We start from the raw sequence: 26,398 nt of genomic DNA on the forward strand, positions 1-26,398 counted from the left end.
GCATGGCCAAGCGAGGCAGAAGGTTGGAAAGAGGCGCGCCGATGGAGCGACAGGCATGAGTGCGCATGCACTCTATGTCACGGCCGCCTATGGCATCACGGCGGTCGTTCTGGCCGGGCTGATCGGCTGGATTCTGCTCGACCAAAGGGGGCGCAAGCGGGATCTTGCCGAACTGGAAGCAGCAGGCGTACGGCGGCGTTCCGACAAGGCGGAGGCTGAGAAGCCGTGAGCAGCGAAACCGAAACCCCGACGCGGGGTCGCCGCCTGTTCGTGCTGTTGCCGTTGCTGGTCTTTCTCGGCCTTGCCGGCCTGTTCCTGTCTCAGCTTTTGTCGGGACGCGATGTCTCTGAGGTGCCTTCGGCGCTGATCGGGCTGCCGGCGCCGCAGACCAATCTGCCAGCGTTAGAGGGGTCAAACCTGCCGGGGCTCGATTCCAGAGCGTTTGCCGGCAAGGTCACGCTGGTCAATGTGTTTGCGTCATGGTGCGCGCCGTGCCGGGAAGAGCACCCGGTGCTGTTGGCGCTGTCGCAGGACAAGCGGTTCGTGATGACGGCGCTGAACTACAAGGACCGGCCGGAAAACGCCCGCCGGTTCCTCGGCGACCTCGGCAATCCGTTCCAGGCGATCGGCGTCGACGAAGCCGGCCGTACGGCGATCGACTGGGGTGTCTATGGCGTGCCGGAAACCTTCGTCATCGGCAAGGATGGTAAAATTGCCTACAAGCATGTCGGCCCGCTGACGGATGAGACGGCGCGGAATCTCTTGCTGCCACAGATCGACAAGGCGCTAGCGGCACCGAACTGATGGCGCTCTCCCGCCTTCGTTATCCTAGGGCGCAGCAAGGAGCGAAGCGACGCAGCGCAGACCCTAGGATCCATGCCGAGACGTTCGCAGAGAAATGCGGCGGTCCGAAGCGTGCGTTTGCTTATGCGAGATCACGGATCATCGCAAAACAAGTTCTGCACCGCTGCGGTGCTCGAAAATCACGGCATGGATCCTTGGGTCTTCGCTCCGCTTCGCGTCGCTACGCCCAAGGATGACGAACGTGACAGGTCGACCGAATACTCAGCCGTAGATCTGCTTGTGGATCTGGTAGAGCATTTCCGAGCGGTCGGCGCGCATGTCGGCCAGATCGCGGCTGGAGAAGCTGTCGATTTCGGCGACGAGGCGGTTGTAGTGCTTGCGCTTGGCGATGCTGCTGCGAGCGCGGTTCATGAGATCGAAGATCATAGCAAGGGTTCCTTCTATGCCGCATTCTGGCGGCCGGTTCTTCCTCCCTTGGTCAATACGGAACATGACATAGTAATGGTGCATTGCAAAAAGAAGATGTTGCAATGCACCATTGCGCGCAGCGCATAGCCGGTTAATCGAGTCCTAAGGCGAGACAGCCCTGGTCGCACGGCTGTTTCCTCTCCGTTTTGTCATGCAAATTGCGAGGGCCCCGACTTGCCAGATCGATCGCGGGCTGGCTTGATCCGGCGTCACGTGATGCCGGGAGGAAATGCATGGCGACCGAAGACTATTACCAAATTCTCGATCCGCGCTTCGCGCGCCTGTTCAACGGCAACGCGCAGGTGGAGAAGCTGTTCACCGGATGCCGCTGGGCGGAAGGGCCGGCCTGGTTCGCCGCCGGCCGCTACGTCGTCTGGTCCGACATTCCGAACAATCGCATGCTGCGCTTCGACGAGACGGATGGCAGCGTCAGCGTCTTCCGGCAGCCGTCGGGCAATTCCAATGGCAACACCGTCGACCGGCAGGGCCGGCTCGTCACTTGCGAGCATTCGGGCCGCCGCGTCAGCCGCACCGAGCACGATGGCTCGGTCACCACGATTGCCGCCAAATGGAAGGGCAAGCGCCTGAACTCACCCAACGACGCGGTGGTGAAGTCCGACGGCTCGATCTGGTTCACCGATCCGACCTATGGCATCGACACCGACTATGAGGGCGACAAGGCCGAGAGCGAGATCGGCGCTTGTTATGTATATCGGGTCGATCCCGATAGCGGCGAGGTCGAGGCCGTCATCACCGACATGGTCAGGCCCAACGGGCTTGCCTTCTCGCTGGATGAGAGCCTGCTCTATGTCGTCGACACCGGCCGCACGCATGGCGCTGAGAACCCGGCGCATATGCGGGTGTTCAACGTCGGCAAGCACGGCAAGAAGGTTTCGGGCGAGAAGGTGTTCGCCGACTGCACCGCCGGCCTGTTCGACGGGTTTAGGCTCGACGCGGACGGGCGCATCTGGACAAGTGCCGCCGACGGCATCCATTGCTACGATCCGGACGGCACGCTGATCGGCAAGGTCAAGGTGCCGGAAGTGACCGCCAATTGCGTGTTCGGTGGCGCCAAGCTGAACTGCCTCTACATCGCCGGCACCACCTCGCTCTATTCGGTGCGGCTGATGGTGAACGGGGCCAAGACCTTTTGAGTGAGACCGTTTGGAAATTCTACTCTGGCGGTCATCTGAAGGCGTTTTCTGCGCTTCCGGTGCTCACGGACCCAAATGTCCGCTGCGCTCCGGTCCTCGAAACCACCATCATATGTCTCGCCAGAGCGAATTTCCAAACGGTCTCAGCGGCGTTAGCTATTTGAAGGGGAGGACGTCATGCCATTCGTCAACATCCGCATCGTCAAGGAAGTGATCGCCGCCGATCCGGCAGGCAAGAAGGCTGACATCGCCAAAAAAGTCACGGCGGCAATCATGGAGGCCACCGGACTTGGCAATGACGATGTCTGGGTGGTTTTCGAAGAGGTCAACGCCCGCGACTGGTATGTCGGCAAGACCGATGTCGAGACGTTGCGGAAGGGGTAGGTTGGAGGAGTGGCGAAGCCCGTTTCCTTCGTCATCCTAGGGCGAAGCAGTCGCGAAGCGACGTCGCGGAGACCCTAGGATCCATGCCGGGACCTCCGAGCGTCGCGGCGGTGCAATTCTGTCTGCGGCGCGGTTCCGTCTAGTATCCAACGTCTGGCTGTCTTTCTTGGACCGCTGCATTCTCCGGCAAAAGTCGCGGCATGGATCCTAGGGTCTGCGCCGCGTCGCTTCGCTCCTTGCTTCGCCCTAGGATGACGACCCTATGTTTGCCCGCGGATAAAATCAGCGAAGGCAGCCAGCGCATTGCGCATCGCCTGCTGGTTCACTTCCTCCTCCAGGATCATCTCCACCTCCGGCGACTTCTTCCCCAACAACGCAATCTCCAATCCGTCCTCACACATCGCGAACGACATCGTCCGCATGATCTCGGCCAATGCGGCACGGGCGAAGAGCGAGCGTGGCGAGGCGTGGACCAGCATGGCCGGTTTGGCGACGGCGGCGTCGCGCGAGACCAGCCAGTCGAGCGCGTTCTTCAGCCCGCCTGGCACGCCATGGGCATATTCGGGACAGGAGACGATGATGCCGTCGGCACTGGTGACGGCGTCGATCAGGTCCGCCGCTTCGCGCGGCGTCCGCTCGCCCTCTTCGTCGGGGTTGAAGATCGGCAGCCGGCCGAGTCCTTCATAGACGCTGACGCGGCAGCCGGTCGGCGCGTTGCGCGCCAGTGCCGCGACGAGGGCCGAATTGGTGGAGGCCGCGCGCAGGCTGCCGGAGATGGCAAGGATGTTCAGCAAGGTGGAGCCAGTCAGGACGAATCGTCGTCGGCAAAACCTACCACATCGTCTTCTTGTATTCCTCGTCGAGCCAGCTGTCGGTCGCCTCGACCGAATCGGCGAGTGTCAGCTGGTCGCGCAGGATCTGGCCGAGCGTCGGCAGCGTCGCGCGGTCGTACCAGCTTTCCGGCTTCCACAAATCAGAGCGCATGAAGGCCTTGGCGCAATGCATGTAGGCGGCCTTGACGGCGACGACGATGACACTTTGCGGCTCCTTGCCGTCGACGGCCAGGCGCTCGCGCAAATTGGCGTCGACGGTGATGCGGGCATCGCCATTGACGCGCAGCGTCTCGTTCATGCCGGGGATGAGGAAGAGCAGGCCGACGGAGGGATTGCGCAGGATGTTTTCCAGCGTGTCCAGCCGGTTGTTGCCGGGCCGGTCGGGAATGGCGATGGTCCGGTCGTCGAGAATGGCGGCGAAGCCGGGCTTGTCGCCCTTCGGCGTCACGTCGGCATTGCCTTCGCCGTCGGAGGAGCCGATCAGCACGAACGGGCTCTTGCCGATGAAGGAGCGGCAATGGCCGTCGAGTGCCTTCAATTCCTTGCGGATCGAGCCATCGGTGGGCCGGGGCGTCTTGTAGATCGTCCTCAGCTCGTCGCGTGTGGTGACGAATTCCATGGCTCTCCCCTTATTGTTTGACGCAATTCCCTAGGGAAACCGCTTCACACTTTTCCTGGAATTGCTTCTACTTGCCGGGCTTTTCTTCCCCGCTCGCCTTGTCGTCCAGCGAATGATGCAGGATCAGTGGCATCTGGCTGAAGGTGAACAGAAGCGTGATCGGCATGATGCCCCAGACCTTGAAGGTAACCCAGGCGTCGGTGGAAAAATTGCGCCACACCACTTCGTTGACGATGGCCAGGAAGATAAAGAACAGGCCCCAGCGGAAGGTGAGTTTGCGCCAGCCTTCGGCATCGAGCTTGAAGGCCGAATCGAAGACATAGCCAAGCAGCGACCTGCCGAAGTAGAGGCCGCCGAGCAACACGCCGCCGAACAGCGTGTTGACGATGGTCGGCTTCATCTTGATGAAGATGTCGTCCTGCAGATAGAGCGTCAGCGCGCCGAAGATGAAGACGACGACGCCCGACACCATCGGCATGATCGGCAAGGTGCGCGTCAGCAGCCAGGACGCGATCAGCGCGATGGCCGTGGCGGCCATGAACAGGCCGGTGGCAACGAAGATCGGGCCGCCGAATTCACCGAGAACCGGGAATTTCTGCACCAGCCATTCGCCGCGCGCATTGGCGAAGAAGAAGACCAGCAGGGGTCCCAGCTCCAGCACCAGCTTGAGCACGGGATTGACGCCTTCCTTCTTCTCTTTCTGCGGGTCGGACGGATCGCGTTCGAGAATGGGTGGGTTCATGATCTTCCTTCTTACACACGGTCCCGTTCAAAAGGGATCATGCCGTTACGCCACTCCAGCGATCGCCCTGGCGAATTCGCTTGCCGAGAAAGGTTCGAGGTCGTCGACCTGTTCGCCGACGCCGATGAAATAGACCGGCAATTTGTGCTTTGCCGCGATCGCCACCAGAATACCGCCGCGCGCCGTGCCGTCCAGCTTGGTCATCACCGGGCCGTTGACGCCGGCGATGTTGCGGAAGATCTCGACCTGGTTGAGCGCGTTCTGGCCGGTGGTGGCGTCGACTGTCTGCAGCACGGTGTGGGGCGCTTCCGGGTCGAGCTTGCCGAGCACGCGGACGATCTTTTCCAGTTCCGCCATCAGCTCGGTCTTGTTTTGCAGCCGCCCGGCGGTGTCGATGATCAGCACGTCGGAGCCGGCTTCTTTTGCCCGTTCGAAGGCGTCATAGGCGAGGCCCGCGGCATCGGCGCCGATCTTTGAGGCGATGACCGGCGATTTGGTGCGCTCGCCCCAGATCTTCAATTGTTCGATCGCGGCAGCGCGAAACGTGTCGCCGGCGGCGAGCATCACCGACAGGCCGCCATCAGTCAGCTTGGCCGCCAGCTTGCCGATGGTGGTGGTCTTGCCGGTGCCGTTGACGCCGACCACGAGGATGACATGCGGCTTGTGCGAGAGGTCGAGCTCCAGTGGCCGGGCGACAGGAGTCAGCACCTTCTCCACCTCGGCCGCCATGACGGTGCGGACGTCCGTATCGGAGACGTCCTTGCCGTAGCGGCTGGCGGCCAGCGCGTCGGTGATACGAAGTGCTGTCTCCATGCCGAGGTCGGCGCGGATCAGCACATCCTCGAGGTCCTGCAGCGTTTCCTCGTCCAGCTTGCGCTTGGTGAAGACGCCGGCGATGTTGCCGGTGAGTTCGCGCGACGAACGGGCAAGCCCGTCCCGCATGCGCTGGAACCAGGAGCGCCTCGGCGCCGGCTCCGGCGCTTGCACCGGCTCGGCCTTCTGCTCGACTTTTTCGCCACCGTCACCTTGCCGGGAGCGGGTTTCGGCTCCGGCACGGGTTGTGGGGCAGGTGGCGGGATGGGCTGCGGCTCGGGCGCGATCTCGGCAATAACGGGCTGCGGCGCGACCGGCGCAAGTGTGGCTTCGGGCGGCGTGCGCTTTACCTCCCCCGCGATGGGGGAGGTCCCAAGCGAAGCCTGGGGGTGGGGGTGACTGGCGCTGGCGTCGGCGCTGTCACCCCACCCCGACGCTTCGCGTCGACCCTCCCCATCGTGGGGAGGGTGAGGCGTCGGCGCGGCAGGCGGCGCGGCGCTAACCTTCGAAGTTGGCTGCACCACAGGTGCAGCCGGTGACGGCACCTCGACCGGACTCTCGGCGGGTGGCGCCGGCACTTCTATCGGCGCCGGTTCCGGCTGCCTCTCCGGACGCGGCGGCGCAATCTCGGGCTCGGCTGGAGCAGGGACTTCTTGAGGCTGCGGTTCGGGGGCGGGCTCCGGAGCGGCGGGTGGCACCGGAATTTCCTCGGGTGCCGGCGGCTCTGGCTTTGGCGCGGGTGCCGGTTCTTCGACCGGCGCCGGCTCAGGCAGCGGTTCCGGTTCAGACGGAACGATCGGCTCAGGCACCGGTGGGATGGTCGGAACGGGCTCGGGTGCCGGTTCCTTGACAGGCGCTGCCCCCGGCGCTGGCTTTACCTCCCCCTCGATGGGGGAGGTCCCAAGCGAAGCTTGGGGGTGGGGGTGACTGGCGCTGGCGTCAGCGCCATCAGCCCTCCCCGCCACTTCGTGGCGACCCTCCCCATCGAGGGGAGGGTGGGGCGCTGGCACAGGCTCGTCGCGCTTCAAAAACTCCGGAACGACCTGCTCGGCCGCCGGCTTCAGCGCATCGAGCTGATCCCATTTGATCGGCGGCAGCGGCGCGGTCTCGTCGATCCGCTCCTCGACAATTTCTTTCTTGCCGAACGAAAATATCTTCTTGAAAAAACCAGCCATGCTTTGCGTTTCTCAGGCGGCGCGTGCGGCAAGCGGGGCTGCGATCAGCCTGATACCATCGTGGCCAGTAATTGTCGCTTCGACGATCTCGCCCGGCATGCCGGTGCCGAGCGCGGCAAGCGTGAAGCCTTCGGTGCGGCCAAGGCCGTCGCGCTCGACCAGGATTGACTGGCGTGTTCCGGGCAGCGAGGCCAGGTGGCGCCGATACGCAGCCTCACCGGCGGCGCGCAGCCGAGCGGCGCGTTGCTTGACCACTTCGCGGCGCAGCTGCGGCATGCGCGCGGCGGGCGTGCCTTCGCGCGGGCTGAACGGAAACACGTGCAGGTGCGTCAGGCCGCATTCCTCGACGATCTTTTCCGAGTTCTCGAACATGGCGTCGGTCTCGGTCGGGAAGCCGGCGATGATGTCGGCGCCGAAGACGATGCCAGGACGCAATTTGCGTACATCCTCGCAGAAGCGGATCGACTGGTCGCGCAGATGCCGGCGTTTCATGCGTTTCAGGATCATGTCGTCGCCCGATTGCAGCGACAGATGCAGATGCGGCATCAGCCTGGATTCGCTGGCGATGGCGTCGAGCAAATCGTCGTCGGCCTCGATCGAATCGATGGAGGACAGGCGCAGCCGCTTCACGTCAGGCACCTGTTTCAGGATGGCCTTCACCAATTTGCCGAGTTTGGGCGCGCCCGGCAGGTCGGCGCCGAAAGACGTCATGTCGACACCGGTCAGCACGATCTCGGCATAACCGTTGCCGGCCAGCCGCTTGACCTGCTCGACCACCGCGCCCATCGGCACGGAGCGCGAATTGCCGCGGCCGTAAGGGATGATGCAGAAGGTGCAGCGGTGGTCGCAGCCATTCTGCACCTGGACGAAGGCGCGCGCCCGGCCCTCGATGGCGTCGACCATATGGCCGGCGGTTTCGCGCACCGAGAAAATGTCGTTGACGCGGGCCTTCTCGGTGTCGTTGACGCCGAAATCCGGCAGCGCGCGATACGAATTCGCTTTGAGCTTTTCTTCATTGCCAAGCACGAGGTCGACCTCGTCCATGGCCGCGAATTTTTCAGGCTCGGTCTGGGCGGCGCAGCCGGTGACGATGATGCGCGCCTGCGGGCTGTCGCGGCGGGCCTTGCGGATCGCCTGTTTGGCCTGGCGGACCGCCTCGCCGGTGACGGCGCAGGTGTTGAAGATCACGGCGCCGCCTTCCAGCGCGCCGAGCCCGGCGGTTTCGGCCTCGCGCCGCATCACTTCGGATTCATAGGTGTTCAGCCGGCAACCGAAAGTCACCACATCAATGCGGCTGGGGGCCTCGGAAAGGGAGCCGTCGAAGTCCGGGCTCTTGGACAGAGCAGCCGACATCAGGCCGCGCTTTCAGTGTCACGGGCCCAAATGCCGGTCGAGGGATCGAAGCTACCGGAAAATTCCCATTCGGCGGCACCGGTCAGGATGACGTGGTCGTCGTCGCGCCATTCGACATGCAGCGTGCCGCCGCCCGGCGTCAGCAGGCTGACGCTGCGACCGGTCCGCCTGGTGCGGGCCGCGGCCACCACCGATGCGCAAGCCGCCGAGCCGCAGGCCTTGGTCAGGCCGGCGCCGCGTTCCCAGGTGCGGATGATCATGGTTTCGGGCGAGGTGACCTGCGCGATGGTGATGTTGGCGCGCTCGGGGAAGATCGGGTGGTTCTCGAGCAGCGGACCGAAGCGCTCGAGCTCATAGGTCCAGACATCGCGGTCGACCCAGAAGATGGCGTGCGGGTTGCCCATCGAGACGGCGGAGGGCGAATGCAGCACCGGCGCGTCGATCGGGCCGATCTGCAACTCGATCATGCGGGTGTCGCGGAACTCTTCGGCCAGCGGAATCTCCTGCCAGCCGAAATGCGGCACGCCCATGTCGACCGAGATCGAGCCATCGGCATGTTCCCGGGCATTGAGAATGCCGGCGCGGGTTTCGAAGGTGAAGGTCTTCTGCCCGGTCTCGGCGGCGAGCGCCTGGACGACACAACGCATGCCGTTGCCGCAGGCCTGCGCACTGGTGCCGTCGGAATTCAGGATATCGACATAGTAGGCGGTGCCCGGCGTCTTCGCATCATGGATCGCCATGATCTGGTCGAAGCGGGTCGCGGCATCGGCGTTCAGCGCCAGCGCCGCCGCCGCCGTCACCTGATCGGCACGGCCACGCATGTCGGCAACGATGATCTCGTTGCCGATGCCGTTCATCTTGGCGAAAGGGGCAGTGCTTGCCATAGCTCCACGAAATTCCATGTCCGTTTGGCGCTATATGGCGGAAACGGGCGGGAATTACCAGTCTGCAGGCGTTTTACGTGACGGCGAAAATGCCAAGCACCACCAGCAGGAAGATGACCAGAACGATGCCGATGAGGATACGCGCGCCGGTGGCGGCGGCTCCGGCCAGCGCCGGCATGCCGAGCAGGCTCGCCGCGGCGGCGACGATGAGCAGAATGATGATCCATTTGATCATGGGAATGCCTCGCAAAACCGACAGATTTTAAAAACCGCATGAAAACGCGGCTGTCGTGCTTGGGTTCCGTGGGCTGCGAGGCTTATGTCCGTGGTAAAAACTAGCCGGCGATCTCGATATCCGTGCTGAACGGTGCCGTCTTGGTCGAGTTCTGGTCATGCATGAGGAAATTGCACTTGTATTTGCCGGCCGGCAGGCCATCGAGGGACAGGTCGAGCTTGAAGAACAGCTCGCGGTTGTGCGAGCGGGAGGCAACCTGGACGCTGCCAATCTTCTCGAAGGTGCCCAGAGATTCACCCGATTCGGAGAGCACGGTGAGGTCGACGGAAAGCGCGATCTGGCTGTTGCCAAGGCCGTCCGAGCCGTAACCATAGCCGACAGGCTCCATGTAGAGCACGACCTTCTCGCCTGGCTTATAAACGTGATTGGCACGCTCGTTGTAGATGCCGAAGCCGCCGGCCGAGTCGACCTGTTTGACGTTCTGCACGGCAAGCGGCATCGCTTGCCACAAGGCCTCCTCGGCGCTGCGGAATTTCTCCAGCGCGCCGGCGCCATCGCCGGCTTCCATCGCCTTTTCGGCGTCGGCCGCGCGATCGGTAATTTCACCCGCGAAAGCCGCAGGTGCTGAAATTGCCAGCGCCATCAGAGCTGCAACGATCGATTTCATCTGAAGTCCCCCTTTTTGCTGGCCGGACCATCGGCGAAAATGATGGTGCCGTAAATGGCCAATGCAGAACTTCAGCCTTGTTCGACCTCCGGTACCTTCCAGACCTCACCGGGCCGCAAGGCGCGAAAGTGCTCCTGCGGCAGGCCTTCGACCTCGAGCGCCTCGGTCAGTTTGCGGGCCGGCTCGTCCATCGGTTCGTCGGTGAGCTGAAAAGTGCCCCAGTGGCAGCCGGCGGCGAAGGCGGCATTGCACAGTTTCATGCCTTGCACCGCTTCTTCCGGATTCTGGTGCTGCGGCGCCATGAACCAGCGTGGCTCGTAGGCGCCGATCGGCAGGATGGCAAAGCGGAAGCCGCCATGCTTGTCCGCCACCAGCCGGTAGTTGATGCCGTCGTGGAAGCCGGTATCGCCGGCGAAATAGATTTTTCCGGCTGGGGTCTCGATGACGAAGCCGGCCCACAGCGCCATGCGGCGGTCGCGGGCGCCGCGCGCCGACCAGTGATGCGCCGGCTCGACATGGACGAAAACGCCATTGCCGATCTCAACCCTGTCGCCCCAGTCATGCGCCGACAGCCGCATATGGGGAACCGCCTCGCCGATCAGCACATCGTTGCCCAGCGGCGTCACCACACGCGGATCGTGATTTTTCTTCAGCCGTTTCAACGTGGCGAGGTCGAGATGGTCGTAGTGGTTATGGCTGACCAGCACGAGGTCGATCGGCGGCAGGTCGTCAAAGGCGATGCCCGGCGGATTGACGCGTTTTGGTCCGGCGAAGGAAAACGGCGACGTGCGTTGCGACCAGACGGGATCGGTGAGGATGTTCAGTCCGGCCGTCTGGATCAGCAAGGTCGAATGGCCGACCATGGTCACGGTCAGATCGGAGCCTTCGACCCGCGCGGCTGGCCTTGCCTGCGGAAACGGGCTCGGACTGGTCGCCGGCCATTTCGCGCGCTGGCCGTTGAACTGCCATTTCAGCAGATCGGTGAAGCGGCCGGGCATCCGGCCGCCGGGATTGAAGAACAAGGTGCCATCGAAATGGTCGCTGGGCGGACCGCTGTAATAGCGGTTGGCGGCTTTTTTTCTGGCGGCCAAGGTCGGTGCTCCGGCGGTTTCGGCTCCTTGACATAGGTTCTGCGTCGGTTGGCGCAAGCATTGCTTTCCGGAATTCCAAGGTCGCGGCGCATGGGCAGCAGGCCGCGCGCTGTGACGGCTGCAACTTTCGGTGTACCATCGCCAGGCGCAAGGAGGTTCTCGCCATGCGGCGGCTGGCAATTCTGGTGATCATCGCAACCGCGTCGATGTCGTCGATGGCCGCGGCGCAGACACGGCAAGACAAGCCCGGCACCTGCAGCCACGCGCCGGTTATCATGGCGGCGGCCGATTTTCTGCTGGCCGAACCGGCGCAGTTCCCGAATTTCTGGCGCGATCGGTTCGGGGACGACGCCGCGTATCTGAAGATACGCTATGGCGATCTCAGCTATGCCGAGGGCTCGGCGCTTCTGGCTGACTTGGAAAAACGCAGCCATCCGCCGCAGCGCATTGCCGAACTGAGGTTCGCCTATGCCCAAACAGCGGATCGGGCGGCGATGATTGCCGGCATGCAGCCGCAGCCCAATGCGAAGTCGATCGTTCCCCAGCTTGGCCCCTCCGCTTGGCGCGCGCTCGTCACCGAGGATGGCGGCGACTGGCTGCTGGGCGAACTGGCGCGCTGGCAGACATCCGACACCTACAATGCGTCGGCAGCCGTGGCGGGGATTGCGCAGGCATTGGCCGACCTCGATGATGAGGCAAAGTCGCGTCTTGCCAAAAGGGCGGAAGATGCAGGCCTTTGGCGGCTGGCCCTCGATGTGCGGGCGTTGGAGGACAATCTTGCCGACTTCGTTTCCACCCTCGATCGCCTTCCAGCCACCATGCTTTCCAACAAGGACGACCGTGGGCAGTTCATACGCGCCGCGCTCTACGCGGCCGATCTTCGTCCTTCGTTCGATATTTCCAAACAGCCAGCAGAGGTCCAGGCGATCGACGGCAAGAATGATATGGGCCCGGTTCTGCGGGCGATCGGGCGGCTTGTTGCCGATGCTCCGCAAACCGCGATGCTGCTGCCGGTGATAAACTACAGCGGTGACCTGCGCGTCGGCATCACGGTGGCGGCGGGCCTCAACGCGCGGATTGCCGCGAAACACTTCGACCCGATCAACAATCCCGATGCCGTCACGGCAGCCATGCTCGATGGGCTGGACTATGTTCTCGGCATTAGAAACCGGGTGAATATCCTGGCTGGCCTTGCAGTCTCCGAAATGCAGGGCGAGACGGCCGAGTCTTTCGCCGAAAGGGCGGTGGCGCGGTTTACGTTGGCGCCTTTCATGCAAGGCGGTGGGTCGGAACCGCCACCTCACCCGCGACAGATCGCCGTGGCTTTCCCCTGGGAAAAGTGGGTCGGATTGGCCGTCAAGCTCAAGGCCGGCGAAACCATCGCTCCGGAAGATCACATCGTCGCGGCAGAGCTCATGATCGCTGCCGACCGCCCTTCAGATGCACTGGCCTTGCTGAAAACCGCCGGCGACTGGAAGGCGGCAGTGCCGCGGGCTCATGATTTGGCGCTCGCGCTGGACCGCCGATGCGTCGACCTCCTGCGGTCTCCAGCGCTTTCGCAACCGCTCTACCGGTTCGATCCGCGCTAGCCCAGCGCAGGAATCGGCAATTGGCCCGCCCGCAGGGTTGCCCGAGCGCTTGGGCGCAGGCCTTTGGCCGCAGGTATTGCGATAAATTTGCAACAATTCTTGCCGCAAACCCTATTTTAACCATATCAGGTTGAAATTTCGCCACCTTCTCCATCTTGGTGGAGGTGAGATTGCGCGGACGGCGTCCCCCCAGCCGGATCCGACGGAGGTTGGAATGAATTTTTCGAAAAACGGCCTTGTGGCCGTATCGCTGGCGGCGCTCGTTGCGAGTGGCTGCTCGACCTCACGCTTCTCGTCGATGGACGACCAGCAGCCGGCGCCATTGCAGCCGGCGCCTGCCGGCCAGGTAAGCTCGAATCAGTTGCCGCCGCCGGCCTCGCCCGGCACCACCGACCCATCGCAGTTCCCGACCGCGCCGGCAAATACGCAGGTTGCGTCCTTGCCGCCGGACGGCTCGGCGCCCGCCGGCGCCTCGGATCTTAGCGCGGCAAGCGTCGCCGGCGTCTGGAACGCCAGCGTTTCCGGCCAGAGCTGCAAGATTGCGACACCGCAGACCAAGTTCGGCGCCGGCTTCCGCGCCGGGCCGCTGCATTGCCCGGCCCCGATCGACGGCATCAAGTCGTGGAACGTCGCCGGCAAGCAGCTGACGCTTTACGACGAGAATGGCGGCTCGCTGGCGCGGCTCTATTCCTCGGGCGGCTCGAAATTCGACGGCCAGACTTCCAGCGGGCAGCCGATTTCGCTTACAAGATAAGCTAGATATGTCGATATTCAGGTGATGCCGGCCTGCGAAGGACAGCTTCCTGCGCTTCCGGTGCTCACGTACTTTAAGTACGCTCCGCTCCGGTTCTCGAAAGCCGCCATTCTCGGCTCGGCCTGACCTGAATCTCGACACACCTAGTCCCCCGGAGCATCCTGCTCTGAACAAACGACGTGACCGATGCATCTGCGTGACGGCCTCCAGACCCATGCGACCGTCAGGCAGCGCTACGACCATCTGGTGGACACGGGCGCGATCGAACGCGATGCGGCGCAGGAACGCGTCGCGGCAGCGCTCGACCGGCTGACTTCGGAAATCTCGGCAAAACGGCTGGCGCACAAATCCAGTGCGCTGGGCTGGCTGTTCGCCCGCAAGCGCGAGACGCGGGATCTCGTCAAGGGCCTCTACATCCATGGCGGCGTCGGCCGCGGCAAGACCATGCTGATGGACATGTTCTTCGAGCTGCTGCCGGTCCGGCGCAAGCGCCGCGTCCATTTCAACGACTTCATGGCCGACGTGCAGGACCGCATCCAGAAGCACCGGCTGGCGCGCAAGAATGGCGACGTCAAGGAAGACGATCCGATCCCGCCGGTGGCCAAGGCTCTGGCCGAACAGGCCTGGGTGCTGTGCTTCGACGAGTTCTCGGTCACCGACATCGCCGACGCGATGATCCTGTCGCGGCTGTTTTCGGCGTTGTTCACCAATGGCGTCGTGCTTGTCGCAACCTCGAACGTGGCGCCGGAAGATCTCTATCGCGACGGGCTGAACCGCCAGCTGTTCCTGCCGTTCATCAGCATATTGGAACGGCACGCGCAGGTGCTGTCGCTCGACAGCGACAAGGATTACCGGCTGGAAAAGCTCGCCCGCACGCCGGTCTATGTCATGCCGGCGGACGCGGCAGCCGACCGGGCGCTCGACGAGGCCTGGCGGACGATGACGCGCGGCGCGCCGACAGAAGCGACGTCGCTGACGCTGAAGGGAAGGCAAGTGGTGGTCCCGGCCGCCGCCGGCGACGCGGCGCGGTTCACCTTCGCCGATCTCTGCGAAAAGCCGCTCGGCGCGCGCGATTTCCTGGCCATCGCCGGGCGTTTTTCGACGGTCTTCATCGATCACGTCCCGGTGCTGGGCGAAGGCAAGCGCAACGAGGCCAAGCGCTTCATCCTGTTGATCGACACGCTTTACGATCATCACGTGCGGCTGGTGGTGAGCGCGGAGGCGCCGCCGCAAGAGCTTTATGTGGCCAAGCGCGGCGTCGAAGTGTTCGAGTTCGAACGCACCGCGTCGCGCCTGATCGAGATGCAGAGCCGCGACTGGCTGGAGGACTGGGCGGAGCGGCGGAAGGCGAAGGCGAACAAACCGGAAGGCCGGCACGGCGAGCCTCCCGTCGCCACGGCCTGAACCCTTCAGGCGGTTGGCAAACTGCCGGCAACAACTGTGTAGTGATCGACGAATTCGGATTTCTCCAAGAGATAGCGGTCATCTTCCGGGTAGTAGCGGGCCAGTTCCGGTGCGTCGCCGGCAAAGCCTCGCACGGCGTCCATTGATGTCCACCAGCTCAAGGTCACGATCTCCGTCGTGTCGTCGCCACGATCACGCATAAGCATCTGGAAGCCGCGATTGCCTGTCGTGGCCGCGTAATCAAGGCCCCCTGTTCTCCCGACATAGGCGGCATAGGCAGCGCGGTCCCGCGTGCGGATGACGGACGACCAGCGACGCAGAATGAGCGGTTCTGTTTCGGTCATGGCTAACTCCTTGTTGTCGTGGCCGCTAAGCGAACAGCAATGATCTAGAGCCTGTAAACATACATCACGAACGGCTCGGCCACCGAATCGCGCGACTCATAAAGCGCGCGGGCCGGGACGTTGCCATGCTCGGTGCCGACCCAGGCCTCTTCGCAGCCATGCTCCCTGCCGATCGCGAACATCGCGTCGAGCATCTTTCGCGCAATGCCCTGGCGTTGGAAGGCGGGCGATACGCCGACCTCGTCGATGTAGAGTTCCGCAACCTTGTCGGGATGGCGGTGGATCACCGCCGCGCATTGTCCGACAACCAGACCGTCAGCCAAGGCCACGATCATGAAATGGCCTGGCTGTCTGAGATAGGCTGGCAATCGACCCGGCCTGGCGGGCTCGTCCAACACATCGTCGGCGACCCGCATCACAAGGGCGTCATTGGCTCTTCAAGCCTTCTGATTGCCACCCTAATTGTGTAGTGTCAGGCAAGTCGGCTTACAAACTTTGACGTTTACGTAAATCCCAAACCATCTAACCGATTGAAAATGCTCACCCCAAAATAATCGTTTGAATTTATCTTGCACCGGGGCTATTGGGTGCGGCGAAATCTCGCGGGTTTCCGCTGCATTCCGGCCTCTTCCTCGACGCCGTCATCAAGTCGTCAAAGATTTGGGCGCAGTCACAGACAAAGGGAAAACATCCTCACATGGCACGCAACAAGATAGCGCTTATCGGCTCGGGCATGATCGGCGGTACGCTCGCCCACATGATCGGCCTCAAGGACCTCGGCGACGTGGTGCTGTTCGATATTGCCGAGGGCATTCCGCAAGGCAAGGGGCTCGATATCGCGCAGTCGTCGCCGGTCGATGGTTTTGACTCGCGTCTGACCGGCGTCAACGACTACGCCGGCATCGAGGGTGCCGATGTCTGCATCGTCACCGCCGGCGTGCCGCGCAAGCCGGGCATGAGCCGTGACGATCTGCTCGGCATCAACCTCAAGGTCATGGAACAGGTCGGCGCCGGTCTCAAGAAGTACGCGCCGAAGGCGTTCGTCATCTGCATCACCAACCCGCTCGACGCCATGGTGTGGGCGCTGCAGAAGTTTTCCGGCCTGCCCAAGACCCATGTCGTGGGCATGGCCGGCGTGCTCGACAGCGCGCGCTTCCGCTATTTCCTAGCCGAGGAATTCAAAGTCTCGGTCGAGGACGTCACCGCCTTTGTGCTTGGCGGCCACGGCGATTCGATGGTGCCGATGATCCGCTATTCGACGGTGTCGGGCATTCCGCTGCCCGACCTCGTCAAGATGGGCTGGACCTCGAAGGAGAAGCTCGACCAGATCGTGCAGCGCACCCGTGATGGCGGCGCCGAGATCGTCGGCCTGCTCAAGACCGGCTCGGCCTATTACGCGCCGGCCGCCTCGGCGATCCAGATGGCCGAAGCCTATCTCAAGGACAAGAAGCGCGTGCTGCCGTGTGCTGCCCACCTCTCCGGCCAGTATGGCGTCAAGGGCACCTATGTCGGCGTGCCCGTGGTGATCGGTGCCGGCGGTGTCGAGCGCATCATCGAGATCGACCTCAACAAGGCCGAGCAGAAGATGTTCGACAGTTCGGTGGCGACCGTGCAGGGCCTGACCGAGGCCTGCGTCAAGATCGCGCCGCAGCTCGCCTCGAAGTGAACCCCGGTAAAAGACAACCCGGCAAAAAAGACCTGGAGATCGTTCCCAATGAACATCCATGAATATCAAGGCAAGGCGCTGCTGAAGAGCTTTGGCGCGCCGGTGGCCGAAGGCGTACCGGTGTTCAAGGCAAGCGAGGCCGAAGCTGCCGCCAAGGCGCTGCCCGGTCCGCTCTATGTGGTGAAGAGCCAGATCCATGCCGGCGGCCGCGGCAAGGGCAAATTCACTGAACTCGGCCCCGACGCCAAGGGCGGCGTGCGGCTGGCGAAGTCGGTCGCCGACGTTGTCGCCAACGCCAACGAGATGCTCGGCCACACGCTGGTGACCAAGCAGACCGGCCCGGCCGGCAAGCAAGTCAACCGCCTCTACATCGAGGACGGCGCCGACATCGAGCGCGAGCTCTATCTGTCGATCCTGGTCGACCGTTCGGTCGGCCGTGTTGCCTTCGTCGTCTCGACCGAAGGCGGCATGGACATCGAGGCTGTCGCCCATGACACGCCGGAAAAGATCATCACCGTCGCCATCGACCCGGAAAAGGGCGTGACATCAGCCGATCTGAAGGCGCTCAACGGCGCGCTGAAACTCGACGGCGACGCGGCCAAGGACGGCAACACCCTGTTCCCGATCCTCTACAAGGCCTTTGTCGATAAAGACATGAGCCTGCTCGAGGTCAACCCGCTGATCGTCATGAAGAACGGCCGGCTGCGCGTGCTCGACGCCAAGGTGTCGTTCGACAACAACGCGCTGTTCCGCCACCCGGACGTGCTCGAACTGCGCGACACCACCGAAGAGGACGAGAAGGAAATCGAGGCATCGAAATACGACCTCGCCTATGTCGCGCTCGACGGCAATATCGGCTGCATGGTCAACGGCGCCGGCCCGGCCATGGCGACGATGGACATCATCAAGCTCTATGGCGCCGAGCCGGCCAATTTCCTCGATGTCGGCGGCGGCGCGTCGAAGGAGAAGGTGACGGCGGCGTTCAAGATCATCACCAAGGATCCGGCGGTCAAAGGCATCCTGATCAACATCTTCGGCGGCATCATGAAGTGCGACATCATCGCCGAGGGCGTCATCGCCGCGGTCAAGGAAGTCGGGCTAGAGGTGCCGCTGGTGGTGCGCCTGGAAGGTACGAACGCCGAGCTCGGCAAGAAGATCATCAACGACAGCGGCCTCAACGTCGTGTCAGCGGATGATCTCGACGACGCAGCCAAGAAGATCGTGGCGGCGGTGAAGGGCTGAGCGGATGCAACCCAGCCGTCTTCTGTGTGTACTCGGTTTCGGCTGCCTGGCCGTTCCGTCGCAAGCAGAAGATATTTCAGATGCAGTCGTACTCTATGAGAAAATTTGCGTCAGCTCTGATGGTGATCTTGCGAAAAGCGAAGAGTTTGCGCTGGAGAACGGGTTTTCGATCCGTTCAGATGATTTCGGCGTGAAAACCTTGAATCGAGATCGCTCGAAAAGCCTCTCGGCCCCCTTGGTCATATTGAGGTCGGAGAGACCTGACGAAAAAAGGTTCGTCGGTGTTTGCGAGGTTTTTGGTAGCACTGCGCACATGTCGACGTTTTACAACTACGTGCAATCGCAGGGCTTGATTGAAGTGCCAAGAGAGGAGGTTTTCCCTGACGCAGGAGACCAGATCTACCTTCGGTATTTTGCGGCCAAAGACTGCCTGGTTTCAGCTGAATTCAAGGGAAAGTGTCGTCTTGTGTGGACGATCGGCGATCAACCGGTCGGCGAGAACTACAGCGGTGCCTTTCGGTTTAGCCGGAACTCTCTAAACCATACGGTTGGTCAACAATGAGCCGCGTTGAAGCCCCCGTAATTGCGAACGCAGGAACGAGCCCATGCCTCCGCGCAAGATAAACCTCGTCGAGGCGGCGGACGCGAAGATCAAGAAGGTCTTCGATCCGCATATCGCCGGCGACGTCAATGACAGCCAGGCCAAGGTCGCCAAGTTCGGCGAGGCTTTCGACTGGCACGCGCATGACAATGAGGACGAAGCCTTCCTCGTGCTGCGCGGGCGCATCGCCATCGATTTCCGCGACGGTCCGGTCGAGCTCGGCGAGGGCGATTTCATCGTCGTACCGCGTGGTGTCGAGCACCGGCCGCGCTCGCTGACCGCGGAGCCCGTGGTGCTGATGTTCGAACCGGCGACGACGCTCAACACCGGCAACGCCAAGAGCGACCTCACCGTCACCGACCTGAAGCGGCTCTGATCCATGAACGCTGCATCCTTCTCCTCGCTCTCGGCCGATCACCAGCGCCTGCAGGCGCTGGTCGGCGCGTGGCGCGGCGAGGAAGAGGTAGCGGACACACAATGGGCCGATGGCGGCACGGCGACTTCCGAAGTGCTGGCGGAGGCTCAGTTCGGCGGCCTGTTCGTGGTGCAGCGCTATCGCCAGCGCCGCGACGGCACGGTCTCGTTCGGCGCGCACAGCGTGTTCGGCTTCGACCAGCAGAACAGCGTCGTCACCATGCATCAGTTCGATTCGATGGGCTTTGTGCCGGTTTCGCCGGCCACGGGCAGTTGGAACGGCAGCGAGTTGGTTCTGGAGCGGTCGTCGCCGCGCGGGTCGGCGCGCGTGACGTATTTTTTTGACGATGCCGATATCTACCGCATGCGATTGCATTTCAAACCTGCCGGCAGCGATGCCTGGCAAGACATGGTGAGCGGCGTCTACAAGCGCGTCTCGCCTTCCTCGATCAACAGTTTTTAGAAAAGGGCTCCGATGTCCATTCTCGTCGACAAGAACACCAAGGTGCTGGTGCAGGGCCTGACCGGCAAGACCGGCACGTTCCACACCGAACAAGCGCTGGCCTATCACGGCACCAAGATGGTGGGTGGCATCCATCCCAAGAAGGGCGGCGAGACCTGGACCGGGTCGAAGGGCGAGAGCCTGCCGATCTTCGCCACCGTCGCTGAGGGCAAGGAAAAGACCGGCGCCAACGCCTCCGTCGTCTATGTACCGCCGGCGGGTGCTGCCGAAGCGATCCTGGAAGCCATCGAGGCCGAGATCCCGCTGATCATCTGCATCACCGAAGGCATTCCGGTGATGGACATGATCAAGGTCAAGGCGCGGCTCGACCGATCGACCTCGCGGCTGATCGGCCCGAACTGCCCGGGCGTGCTCACCCCCAACGAATGCAAGATCGGCATCATGCCTGGAAACATCTTCCGCAAGGGCTCGGTCGGCGTTGTTTCGCGCTCGGGAACACTTACCTATGAGGCTGTGTTCCAGACCACCAATGTCGGCCTCGGCCAGACCACCGCCGTCGGCATTGGCGGCGACCCCGTCAAGGGCACCGAATTCATCGACGTGCTCGAGATGTTCCTCGCCGACGACGAGACCAAGTCGATCATCATGATCGGCGAGATCGGCGGTTCGGCCGAGGAAGACGCCGCACAGTTCCTCAAGGACGAAGCCAAGCGTGGCCGCAAGAAGCCGATGGCCGGCTTCATCGCCGGGCGCACGGCGCCGGCCGGACGTACCATGGGCCATGCGGGCGCGGTCATCTCCGGCGGCAAGGGCGGCGCCGAGGACAAGATCGCGGCGATGGAATCGGCCGGGATAAAAGTTTCGCCGTCGCCGGCACGGCTGGGCACGACGCTGGTTGAAGCCATCAAGGGCTGAACCGCGCGCTGATTGTTGGAATGAGAGCCAACGACGGTTCGTTGGCTTTGAGGGGACAAGAGGGGCGGGTGAACCGCCCACTATCGCGGCCCAGCCGCAAACGTAAGGAGACGGAGCCAGGCTCCGCAGGCAAAAAATGGCAAGACAAGATCAGGCCAACGACCAATTTTCGCTCACCTCATTCCTCTATGGCGGCAACGCCGACTATATCGACGCGCTCTATGCCGCCTATGAGGACGATCCTGCCTCGGTCAATCCCGAATGGCAGGAGTTCTTCGCCGGGCTGAAGGACGATGCCGGCGATGTGCGCAGGAACGCCAAGGGCGCATCCTGGGCAAAACCCTCCTGGCCACTGCAGGCCAATGGCGAGCTGGTCTCGGCACTCGACGGCAATTGGGGCATCGTCGAGAAGCATCTGGAAAAGAAGGTCAAGGACAAGGCGGTCACCAACGGTGTCGTGCTGTCCGATGCCGACGTCCACCAGGCGACACGCGACTCGGTGCGCGCCATCATGATGATCCGCGCCTACCGCATGCGTGGCCATCTGCACGCCAATCTCGATCCGCTCGGCATCGCCAAGCCGCTCGAGGATTACAACGAGTTGTCACCGGAGAATTACGGCTTCACCGAAGCCGACTACGACCGGCCGATCTTCCTCGACAATGTGCTGGGGCTCGAATTCGGCTCCATCCGGCAGATGCTGGAAATCCTGACCCGCACCTACTGCTCGACGCTCGGCGTCGAGTTCATGCATATCTCGGACCCTGAGGAAAAGGCCTGGATCCAGGCGCGCATCGAAGGCGCCGACAAGGAGATCTCGTTCACCGCCACCGGCAAGAAGGCGATCCTCTCGAAGCTGGTCGAGGCGGAAGGTTTCGAGCAGTTCATCGACGTCAAGTACAAGGGCACCAAGCGCTTCGGCCTCGACGGCAGTGAAGCGCTGATCCCGGCGCTGGAGCAGATCGTCAAGCGCGGCGGCCAGCTCGGCATGAAGGAGATCGTGCTCGGCATGGCGCATCGCGGCCGGCTGAACGTGCTGTCCCAGGTGATGGCCAAGCCGCACCGCGCCATCTTCCACGAGTTCAAGGGCGGCTCGGCCGCTCCCGACGAGGTCGAGGGCTCGGGCGATGTGAAGTACCATCTCGGCGCTTCGTCGGACCGCGAGTTCGACGGCAACAAGGTGCATCTGTCGCTGACCGCAAATCCGTCGCATCTGGAAATCGTCGACCCGGTGGTGATGGGCAAGGCGCGCGCCAAGCAGGACTATCTGTTCGGCCGCGGCCGCGAGGAGATCGTGCCGCTGGAGGAGCGGGCCAAGGTGCTGCCGCTGCTGCTGCACGGCGACGCCGCCTTCGCCGGCCAGGGCGTGATCGCCGAAATCCTCGGCCTGTCGGGACTGCGCGGCCATCGCGTTGCCGGCACGCTGCACTTCATCATCAACAACCAGATCGGCTTCACCACCAATCCGCGCTTCTCGCGCTCGTCGCCCTATCCGTCCGACGTCGCCAAGATGATCGAGGCGCCGATCTTCCACGTCAATGGCGACGACCCGGAAGCCGTGGTGCATGCCACCAAGGTGGCGATAGAATTCCGCATGAAGTTCCACAAGCCTGTTGTGGTCGACATGTTCTGCTATCGCCGCTTCGGCCACAATGAGGGCGACGAACCGGCCTTCACCCAGCCGATCATGTATCGCAACATCCGCACCCACAAGACCACGGTGCAGATCTATGGCGAGCGGCTGATCGCCGAGGGCCAAATCACCCAGGCCGAACTCGACCAGATGAAGGCCGACTGGCGCGCGCACCTGGAATCCGAGTGGGAAGTCGGCCAGCACTACAAGCCCAACAAGGCCGACTGGCTGGATGGCGCCTGGTCGGGGCTGCGCACGGCCGACAACCAGGACGAACAAAGGCGCGGCAAGACCGCCGTGCCGGTCAAGACGCTGAAGGAAATCGGCAAGAAGCTGACCGAGGTGCCGAAAGGCTTCGAGGCGCACAAGACGATCATCCGCTTCCTTGAAAACCGCCGCGAGGCGATCGACTCAGGCGAAGGCATCGACTGGTCGACGGCCGAGGCGCTGGCTTTCGGCGCCATCCTGCTCGACGGCAATCCGATCCGGCTGTCGGGACAGGATTCCGAACGCGGCACCTTCTCGCAGCGCCATTCCGTGCTCTACGACCAGCGCGACGAGACCCGCTACATCCCGCTTAACAATCTGTCGGCGGCACAGGCCGGCTACGAAGTCATCAACTCGATGCTGTCAGAAGAGGCGGTGCTGGGCTTCGAATATGGCTACAGCCTCGCCGAACCCAAGGCGCTGACCCTGTGGGAAGCGCAGTTCGGCGACTTCGCCAACGGCGCCCAGGTGGTGTTCGACCAGTTCATCTCGTCTGGCGAACGCAAGTGGCTCAGAATGTCGGGCCTCGTTTGCCTGTTGCCGCATGGCTATGAGGGCCAGGGCCCGGAGCATTCCTCGGCCCGGCTCGAGCGCTTCCTGCAGCTTTGCGCCGAAGACAATATGCAAGTGGCCAACTGCACGACGCCGGCCAACTACTTCCACATCTTGCGCCGGCAGCTGAAGCGCGACTTCCGCAAGCCGCTGATCCTGATGACGCCGAAGTCGCTGCTGCGCCACAAGCGGGCGGTGTCGACGCTGCCGGAAATCTCGGGCGAAAGCTCGTTCCACCGGCTCTTGTGGGACGATGCCCAGCTCTTGCCCAACCAGGCGATCAAGCTCACCAAGGATTCGAAGATCCGCCGCGTCGTGCTGTGTTCGGGCAAGGTCTATTACGACCTCTACGAAGAGCGCGAGAAGCGCGGCATCAACGACATCTATCTGCTGCGCGTCGAACAGCTCTATCCATTCCCGGCCAAGGCGCTGATCACCGAACTGTCACGTTTCCGCAACGCCGAGATGGTGTGGTGCCAGGAGGAGCCCAAGAACATGGGCGCCTGGTCGTTCATCGACCCGTATCTGGAATGGGTGCTGGCGCATATCGACGCCAAGCATCAGCGGGTGCGCTACACCGGCCGTCCCGCTGCCGCCTCGCCGGCAACCGGACTGATGTCGAAACATCTCGCCCAGCTCGCCGCCTTGCTCGAAGACGCGCTCGGTGAATAGAGAAGATCTGGGCGAATAACAGAACGAAAGAAACGGACAGGCACAATGGCTACCGAAATCCGCGTTCCCACTCTCGGCGAATCCGTCACCGAAGCGACCATCGGCAAATGGTTCAAGAAGGTCGGCGATGCCATTGCCGTCGACGAGCCCTTGGTTGAACTTGAAACCGACAAGGTGACGGTGGAGGTGCCTGCCGCCGCCGCCGGCACGCTGGGCGAGATCGTTGCCAAGGAAGGCGAGACGGTCGCTGTCGGGGCTTTGCTGGGCTCGATTTCGGCTGGTGGTGCCGCAGCCCCGGCGACCAAGCCACAAGCGGTGTCGCAGGCCTCGTCGCCGGATGCGGCGTCGACCACCAAGCAGGCCGCGGCCGAGACCGCCAAGATTGCCGGCGATGCCGGCGCGGTCGAGCCGCGCAGCATGCCGCCGGCGCCGGCGGCGGCGAAACTGATCGCCGAGAACAATCTCGCGGTCGACCAGCTTTCGGGTTCCGGCAAGCGCGGCCAGGTGCTGAAGGGCGACGTGCTCGATGCCATCTCCAAGGGCGCGCCGTCGCAGCCGGCCGAGACGCCGAAGGCTGCTCCTGCGCCGATTGCCGTGCGTGCGCCATCCTCGGGTGACGACGCCTCGCGCGAAGAGCGCGTGCGCATGACCAAATTGCGCCAGACCATCGCGCGCCGCCTCAAGGAAGCGCAGTCGACCGCCGCCATGCTGACCACCTTCAACGAGGTCGACATGTCAGCGGTGATGGCGCTGCGGACCAAGTACAAGGACGTGTTCGAGAAGAAGCATGGCGTGAAGCTCGGCTTCATGGGCTTCTTCACCAAGGCTGTCACCCATGCGTTGAAGGAAATCCCCTCGGTCAATGCCGAGATCGACGGCACCGACATCATCTTCAAGAACTATGCCCATATCGGCGTCGCTGTCGGGACGGAAAAAGGTCTCGTCGTGCCGGTCGTGCGCGATGCCGACCAGATGTCGATCGCCGAGATCGAGAAGGACATCGGCCGGCTGGGCATCGCCGCGCGTGACGGCAAGCTGTCGGTCGCCGACATGCAAGGCGGCACGTTCACGATTTCCAATGGCGGCGTCTATGGCTCGCTGATGTCGACGCCAATCCTCAACGCGCCGCAGTCGGGCATTCTCGGCATGCACAAGATCCAGGACCGGCCGGTCGTGGTCGGCGGCCAGATCGTCATCCGGCCGATGATGTACCTGGCGCTGAGCTACGATCATCGCATCGTCGACGGCAAGGAGGCGGTGACCTTCCTGGTGCGCGTCAAGGAAAGCCTGGAGGATCCGGAACGGCTGGTGCTCGATCTCTAGGGGTTGGTGCTGATCCGGAGTTTACACTGCAAGCCGGAGGAAGGGATCTGCGCAGCAGGATGACGACTCGTCCCTTTAGCCTTCCAAGGAACGTTTTGATCTCGACCGTCGCGGGCGGCATGGTGCTGACCGCGGCCAACGTATATGCCGCCTGTCCGATCGAACTTGCCGTCTATGGCGATACCCAAAGCGGCAGCGAGATCGACTTTACGCCGACCGGCCCATCGGCTGTTGTCACCAACAGTTTCCGCATGATCCTCGACAACAATGTGGTGCTGAACGGCATTGTGATGTGGAGCTCGGGTGAAGCGCGGCCGAACGGTTCCTTGATGTACAAATGCCCCGAGGGCGACGTCACTGGCGGCGAACTTGCCGCCTGCACGCTTTGGAACGGTGTGATCTATACGTCGGATGACAAGGGCGCGATCGGGCTGTTGCCGGCCGAAGGTGTCGATGCGCCGAAGACACTGATCCTTCCCGACCTCGGGCCGTCATTGCGACATTCACTGGCCTATGGCGGCAGCGGATTTTCGAAAGTGCCGTCGGATGTGTTTACGCTGAAGGGATGCCAGGAATGAGCGAGGCGCAAAAGGTGCTGCTGGTCACCGGCGGCAGTCGCGGCATCGGCGCCGCCGTCTGCCGGCTCGGGGCGAAGGCCGGTTATCGCCTGGCAATCAACTATGCCTCGAACCAGGCTGCCGCTGACGCGCTGGTCGGCGACATCAAGGCCGCCGGCGGTGAAGCGTTTGCGGTCAAGGGCGATGTCGGCCGCGAGGCCGATATCCTGGCCATTTTCGAGGCGGTGGACCGCAGCTGGGGCCGGCTCGACGCCTTCGTCAACAATGCCGGCATCGTCGACGCCAAGGCGCGTGTCGACGAGATGAGCGCGGCACGGCTCGAACGCATGATGCGCATCAATGTCGTCGGCTCCATCCTGTGCGCCCGCGAGGCGGTCAAGCGCATGTCGACGCGCCATGGCGGTTCGGGCGGTTCGATCGTCAACCTTTCCTCGGCGGCGGCCGTGCTGGGCGCGCCGGACAATTATGTCGACTATGCCGCGTCCAAGGGCGCCATCGACACGTTCACCATCGGGCTTGCCCGCGAGGTGGCGACGGAAGGCATCCGCGTCAATGCGGTGCGGCCGGGCATCATCGACACCGATATCCACGCCTCCGGCGGACAGCCGGATCGAGTGGCGCTGATCCAGGACTCGCTGCCGATGAAAAGAGCGGGCACCGCGGATGAAGTCGCGGCAGCGATTCTCTATCTTCTATCCGACGCCGCATCCTATACGACAGGCGCGATCCTGAATGTCAGCGGCGGCCGCTGAGCGCCAA

The 26,398-nt window shown here is 63.1% G+C and carries 28 protein-coding genes and 1 pseudogene; 17 read left to right on the plus strand and 12 right to left on the minus strand.

Annotated features, from left to right (window positions below):
* The first annotated feature begins 55 nt into the window (after positions 1-55).
* A complete protein-coding gene (gene ccmD, locus AC56QX_RS06710) occupies positions 56-229 on the plus strand; it encodes a heme exporter protein CcmD (protein WP_172347884.1) in 174 nt (57 codons plus the stop codon).
* On the plus strand, positions 226-804 hold the full coding sequence (locus AC56QX_RS06715; protein ID WP_497114622.1) for a DsbE family thiol:disulfide interchange protein: 579 nt from the start codon (positions 226-228) through the stop codon (positions 802-804). Before ccmD ends, AC56QX_RS06715 begins: the two co-directional genes overlap by 4 nt.
* A 261-nt stretch (positions 805-1,065) precedes the next feature.
* On the opposite strand, the gene AC56QX_RS06720 is transcribed toward AC56QX_RS06715, so the two are convergent.
* Positions 1,066-1,230, minus strand: a complete 165-nt coding sequence (locus AC56QX_RS06720) for a hypothetical protein (RefSeq protein WP_081850415.1) — start codon at positions 1,228-1,230, stop codon at positions 1,066-1,068.
* 275 nt (positions 1,231-1,505) lie between these two features.
* On the opposite strand from AC56QX_RS06720, the gene AC56QX_RS06725 reads away from it, so the two are divergent.
* Entirely contained in the window at positions 1,506-2,426 is a 921-nt protein-coding gene (locus tag AC56QX_RS06725; RefSeq protein WP_497114625.1) for an SMP-30/gluconolactonase/LRE family protein, read from the plus strand.
* A gap of 177 nt (positions 2,427-2,603) precedes the next feature.
* On the plus strand, positions 2,604-2,810 hold the full coding sequence (locus AC56QX_RS06730; protein WP_010912352.1) for a tautomerase family protein: 207 nt from the start codon (positions 2,604-2,606) through the stop codon (positions 2,808-2,810).
* A 260-nt stretch (positions 2,811-3,070) separates the two neighbouring features.
* On the opposite strand, the gene AC56QX_RS06735 is transcribed toward AC56QX_RS06730, so the two are convergent.
* The 9 genes and pseudogenes from AC56QX_RS06735 to AC56QX_RS06775 all read right to left on the minus strand — a co-directional run bounded on the left by AC56QX_RS06735 (position 3,071) and on the right by AC56QX_RS06775 (position 11,222).
* A complete protein-coding gene (locus tag AC56QX_RS06735) occupies positions 3,071-3,604 on the minus strand; it encodes an NADPH-dependent FMN reductase (RefSeq protein ID WP_497114628.1) in 534 nt (177 codons plus the stop codon).
* A gap of 37 nt (positions 3,605-3,641) precedes the next feature.
* Positions 3,642-4,262, minus strand: a complete 621-nt coding sequence (locus AC56QX_RS06740) for a pyridoxamine 5'-phosphate oxidase family protein (RefSeq protein WP_497114630.1) — start codon at positions 4,260-4,262, stop codon at positions 3,642-3,644.
* Between the two features lie 67 nt (positions 4,263-4,329).
* The gene (locus AC56QX_RS06745; protein WP_497114633.1) at positions 4,330-5,004 is read right to left on the minus strand and encodes a septation protein A; all 675 of its coding nucleotides are present in this window, start codon (positions 5,002-5,004) and stop codon (positions 4,330-4,332) included.
* Positions 5,005-5,049: 45 nt separating this feature from the next.
* Positions 5,050-6,992, minus strand: a pseudogene (gene ftsY, locus AC56QX_RS06750) (signal recognition particle-docking protein FtsY).
* A 12-nt stretch (positions 6,993-7,004) separates the two neighbouring features.
* Positions 7,005-8,345 carry a tRNA (N(6)-L-threonylcarbamoyladenosine(37)-C(2))-methylthiotransferase MtaB gene (mtaB, locus tag AC56QX_RS06755; RefSeq protein ID WP_497114635.1) on the minus strand — a complete coding sequence of 447 codons (1,341 nt, stop codon included), beginning with the start codon at positions 8,343-8,345 and terminating at the stop codon, positions 7,005-7,007.
* Complete coding sequence (gene dapF / locus AC56QX_RS06760; protein ID WP_497114637.1) at positions 8,345-9,229, minus strand: diaminopimelate epimerase; 885 nt, start codon at positions 9,227-9,229, stop codon at positions 8,345-8,347. Before dapF ends, mtaB begins: the two co-directional genes overlap by 1 nt.
* A 73-nt stretch (positions 9,230-9,302) precedes the next feature.
* On the minus strand, positions 9,303-9,464 hold the full coding sequence (locus AC56QX_RS06765; RefSeq protein WP_010912345.1) for a DUF1328 family protein: 162 nt from the start codon (positions 9,462-9,464) through the stop codon (positions 9,303-9,305).
* 100 nt (positions 9,465-9,564) lie between these two features.
* Positions 9,565-10,131, minus strand: coding sequence for a hypothetical protein (locus AC56QX_RS06770; RefSeq protein ID WP_497114641.1), 567 nt, complete (start codon positions 10,129-10,131; stop codon positions 9,565-9,567).
* Between the two features lie 71 nt (positions 10,132-10,202).
* A complete protein-coding gene (locus AC56QX_RS06775; protein ID WP_497114644.1) occupies positions 10,203-11,222 on the minus strand; it encodes an MBL fold metallo-hydrolase in 1,020 nt (339 codons plus the stop codon).
* A gap of 164 nt (positions 11,223-11,386) precedes the next feature.
* On the opposite strand from AC56QX_RS06775, the gene AC56QX_RS06780 reads away from it, so the two are divergent.
* From AC56QX_RS06780 to zapE, 3 genes are all read left to right on the plus strand, one after another.
* The gene (locus AC56QX_RS06780; protein WP_497114647.1) at positions 11,387-12,811 is read left to right on the plus strand and encodes a hypothetical protein; all 1,425 of its coding nucleotides are present in this window, start codon (positions 11,387-11,389) and stop codon (positions 12,809-12,811) included.
* Between the two features lie 214 nt (positions 12,812-13,025).
* Positions 13,026-13,565, plus strand: a complete 540-nt coding sequence (locus AC56QX_RS06785) for a protease inhibitor Inh/omp19 family protein (protein ID WP_497114649.1) — start codon at positions 13,026-13,028, stop codon at positions 13,563-13,565.
* A 186-nt stretch (positions 13,566-13,751) separates the two neighbouring features.
* Positions 13,752-14,969 carry a cell division protein ZapE gene (gene zapE / locus AC56QX_RS06790; RefSeq protein ID WP_497114652.1) on the plus strand — a complete coding sequence of 406 codons (1,218 nt, stop codon included), beginning with the start codon at positions 13,752-13,754 and terminating at the stop codon, positions 14,967-14,969.
* A 5-nt stretch (positions 14,970-14,974) separates the two neighbouring features.
* On the opposite strand, the gene AC56QX_RS06795 is transcribed toward zapE, so the two are convergent.
* Together AC56QX_RS06795 and AC56QX_RS06800 are read right to left on the minus strand one after the other, a co-directional pair.
* Positions 14,975-15,313, minus strand: a complete 339-nt coding sequence (locus AC56QX_RS06795) for a hypothetical protein (RefSeq protein WP_497114655.1) — start codon at positions 15,311-15,313, stop codon at positions 14,975-14,977.
* A gap of 44 nt (positions 15,314-15,357) precedes the next feature.
* Complete coding sequence (locus AC56QX_RS06800; RefSeq protein ID WP_497114657.1) at positions 15,358-15,729, minus strand: GNAT family N-acetyltransferase; 372 nt, start codon at positions 15,727-15,729, stop codon at positions 15,358-15,360.
* Between the two features lie 281 nt (positions 15,730-16,010).
* On the opposite strand from AC56QX_RS06800, the gene mdh reads away from it, so the two are divergent.
* The 10 genes from mdh (at position 16,011) to AC56QX_RS06850 (ending at position 26,391) form a co-directional block, all read left to right on the plus strand.
* Positions 16,011-16,979 carry a malate dehydrogenase gene (gene mdh / locus AC56QX_RS06805; RefSeq protein ID WP_477224384.1) on the plus strand — a complete coding sequence of 323 codons (969 nt, stop codon included), beginning with the start codon at positions 16,011-16,013 and terminating at the stop codon, positions 16,977-16,979.
* A 48-nt stretch (positions 16,980-17,027) separates the two neighbouring features.
* Positions 17,028-18,221, plus strand: coding sequence for an ADP-forming succinate--CoA ligase subunit beta (gene sucC / locus AC56QX_RS06810; protein ID WP_497114660.1), 1,194 nt, complete (start codon positions 17,028-17,030; stop codon positions 18,219-18,221).
* Between the two features lie 4 nt (positions 18,222-18,225).
* Positions 18,226-18,783 (plus strand): hypothetical protein, encoded by a 558-nt coding sequence (locus AC56QX_RS06815; RefSeq protein WP_497114663.1) that lies wholly within the window; start codon positions 18,226-18,228, stop codon positions 18,781-18,783.
* Positions 18,784-18,826: 43 nt separating this feature from the next.
* On the plus strand, positions 18,827-19,198 hold the full coding sequence (locus tag AC56QX_RS06820; RefSeq protein ID WP_497114666.1) for a cupin domain-containing protein: 372 nt from the start codon (positions 18,827-18,829) through the stop codon (positions 19,196-19,198).
* A 3-nt stretch (positions 19,199-19,201) separates the two neighbouring features.
* Complete coding sequence (locus tag AC56QX_RS06825) at positions 19,202-19,699, plus strand: DUF1579 family protein (protein WP_497114669.1); 498 nt, start codon at positions 19,202-19,204, stop codon at positions 19,697-19,699.
* Between the two features lie 12 nt (positions 19,700-19,711).
* Positions 19,712-20,614: a succinate--CoA ligase subunit alpha gene (gene sucD / locus AC56QX_RS06830; protein WP_027042853.1), complete on the plus strand. Its 903-nt coding sequence runs from the start codon at positions 19,712-19,714 to the stop codon at positions 20,612-20,614.
* Between the two features lie 136 nt (positions 20,615-20,750).
* The gene (locus AC56QX_RS06835; RefSeq protein ID WP_497114672.1) at positions 20,751-23,738 is read left to right on the plus strand and encodes a 2-oxoglutarate dehydrogenase E1 component; all 2,988 of its coding nucleotides are present in this window, start codon (positions 20,751-20,753) and stop codon (positions 23,736-23,738) included.
* A gap of 45 nt (positions 23,739-23,783) precedes the next feature.
* Entirely contained in the window at positions 23,784-25,061 is a 1,278-nt protein-coding gene (gene odhB / locus AC56QX_RS06840; RefSeq protein WP_497114675.1) for a 2-oxoglutarate dehydrogenase complex dihydrolipoyllysine-residue succinyltransferase, read from the plus strand.
* A gap of 119 nt (positions 25,062-25,180) precedes the next feature.
* On the plus strand, positions 25,181-25,639 hold the full coding sequence (locus AC56QX_RS06845; RefSeq protein WP_497117698.1) for a hypothetical protein: 459 nt from the start codon (positions 25,181-25,183) through the stop codon (positions 25,637-25,639).
* Positions 25,636-26,391, plus strand: coding sequence for an SDR family oxidoreductase (locus AC56QX_RS06850; protein WP_497114678.1), 756 nt, complete (start codon positions 25,636-25,638; stop codon positions 26,389-26,391). Before AC56QX_RS06845 ends, AC56QX_RS06850 begins: the two co-directional genes overlap by 4 nt.
* Positions 26,392-26,398: the final 7 nt, after the last annotated feature.

The organism is Mesorhizobium sp. RCAM 06353 (assembly GCF_059683585.1).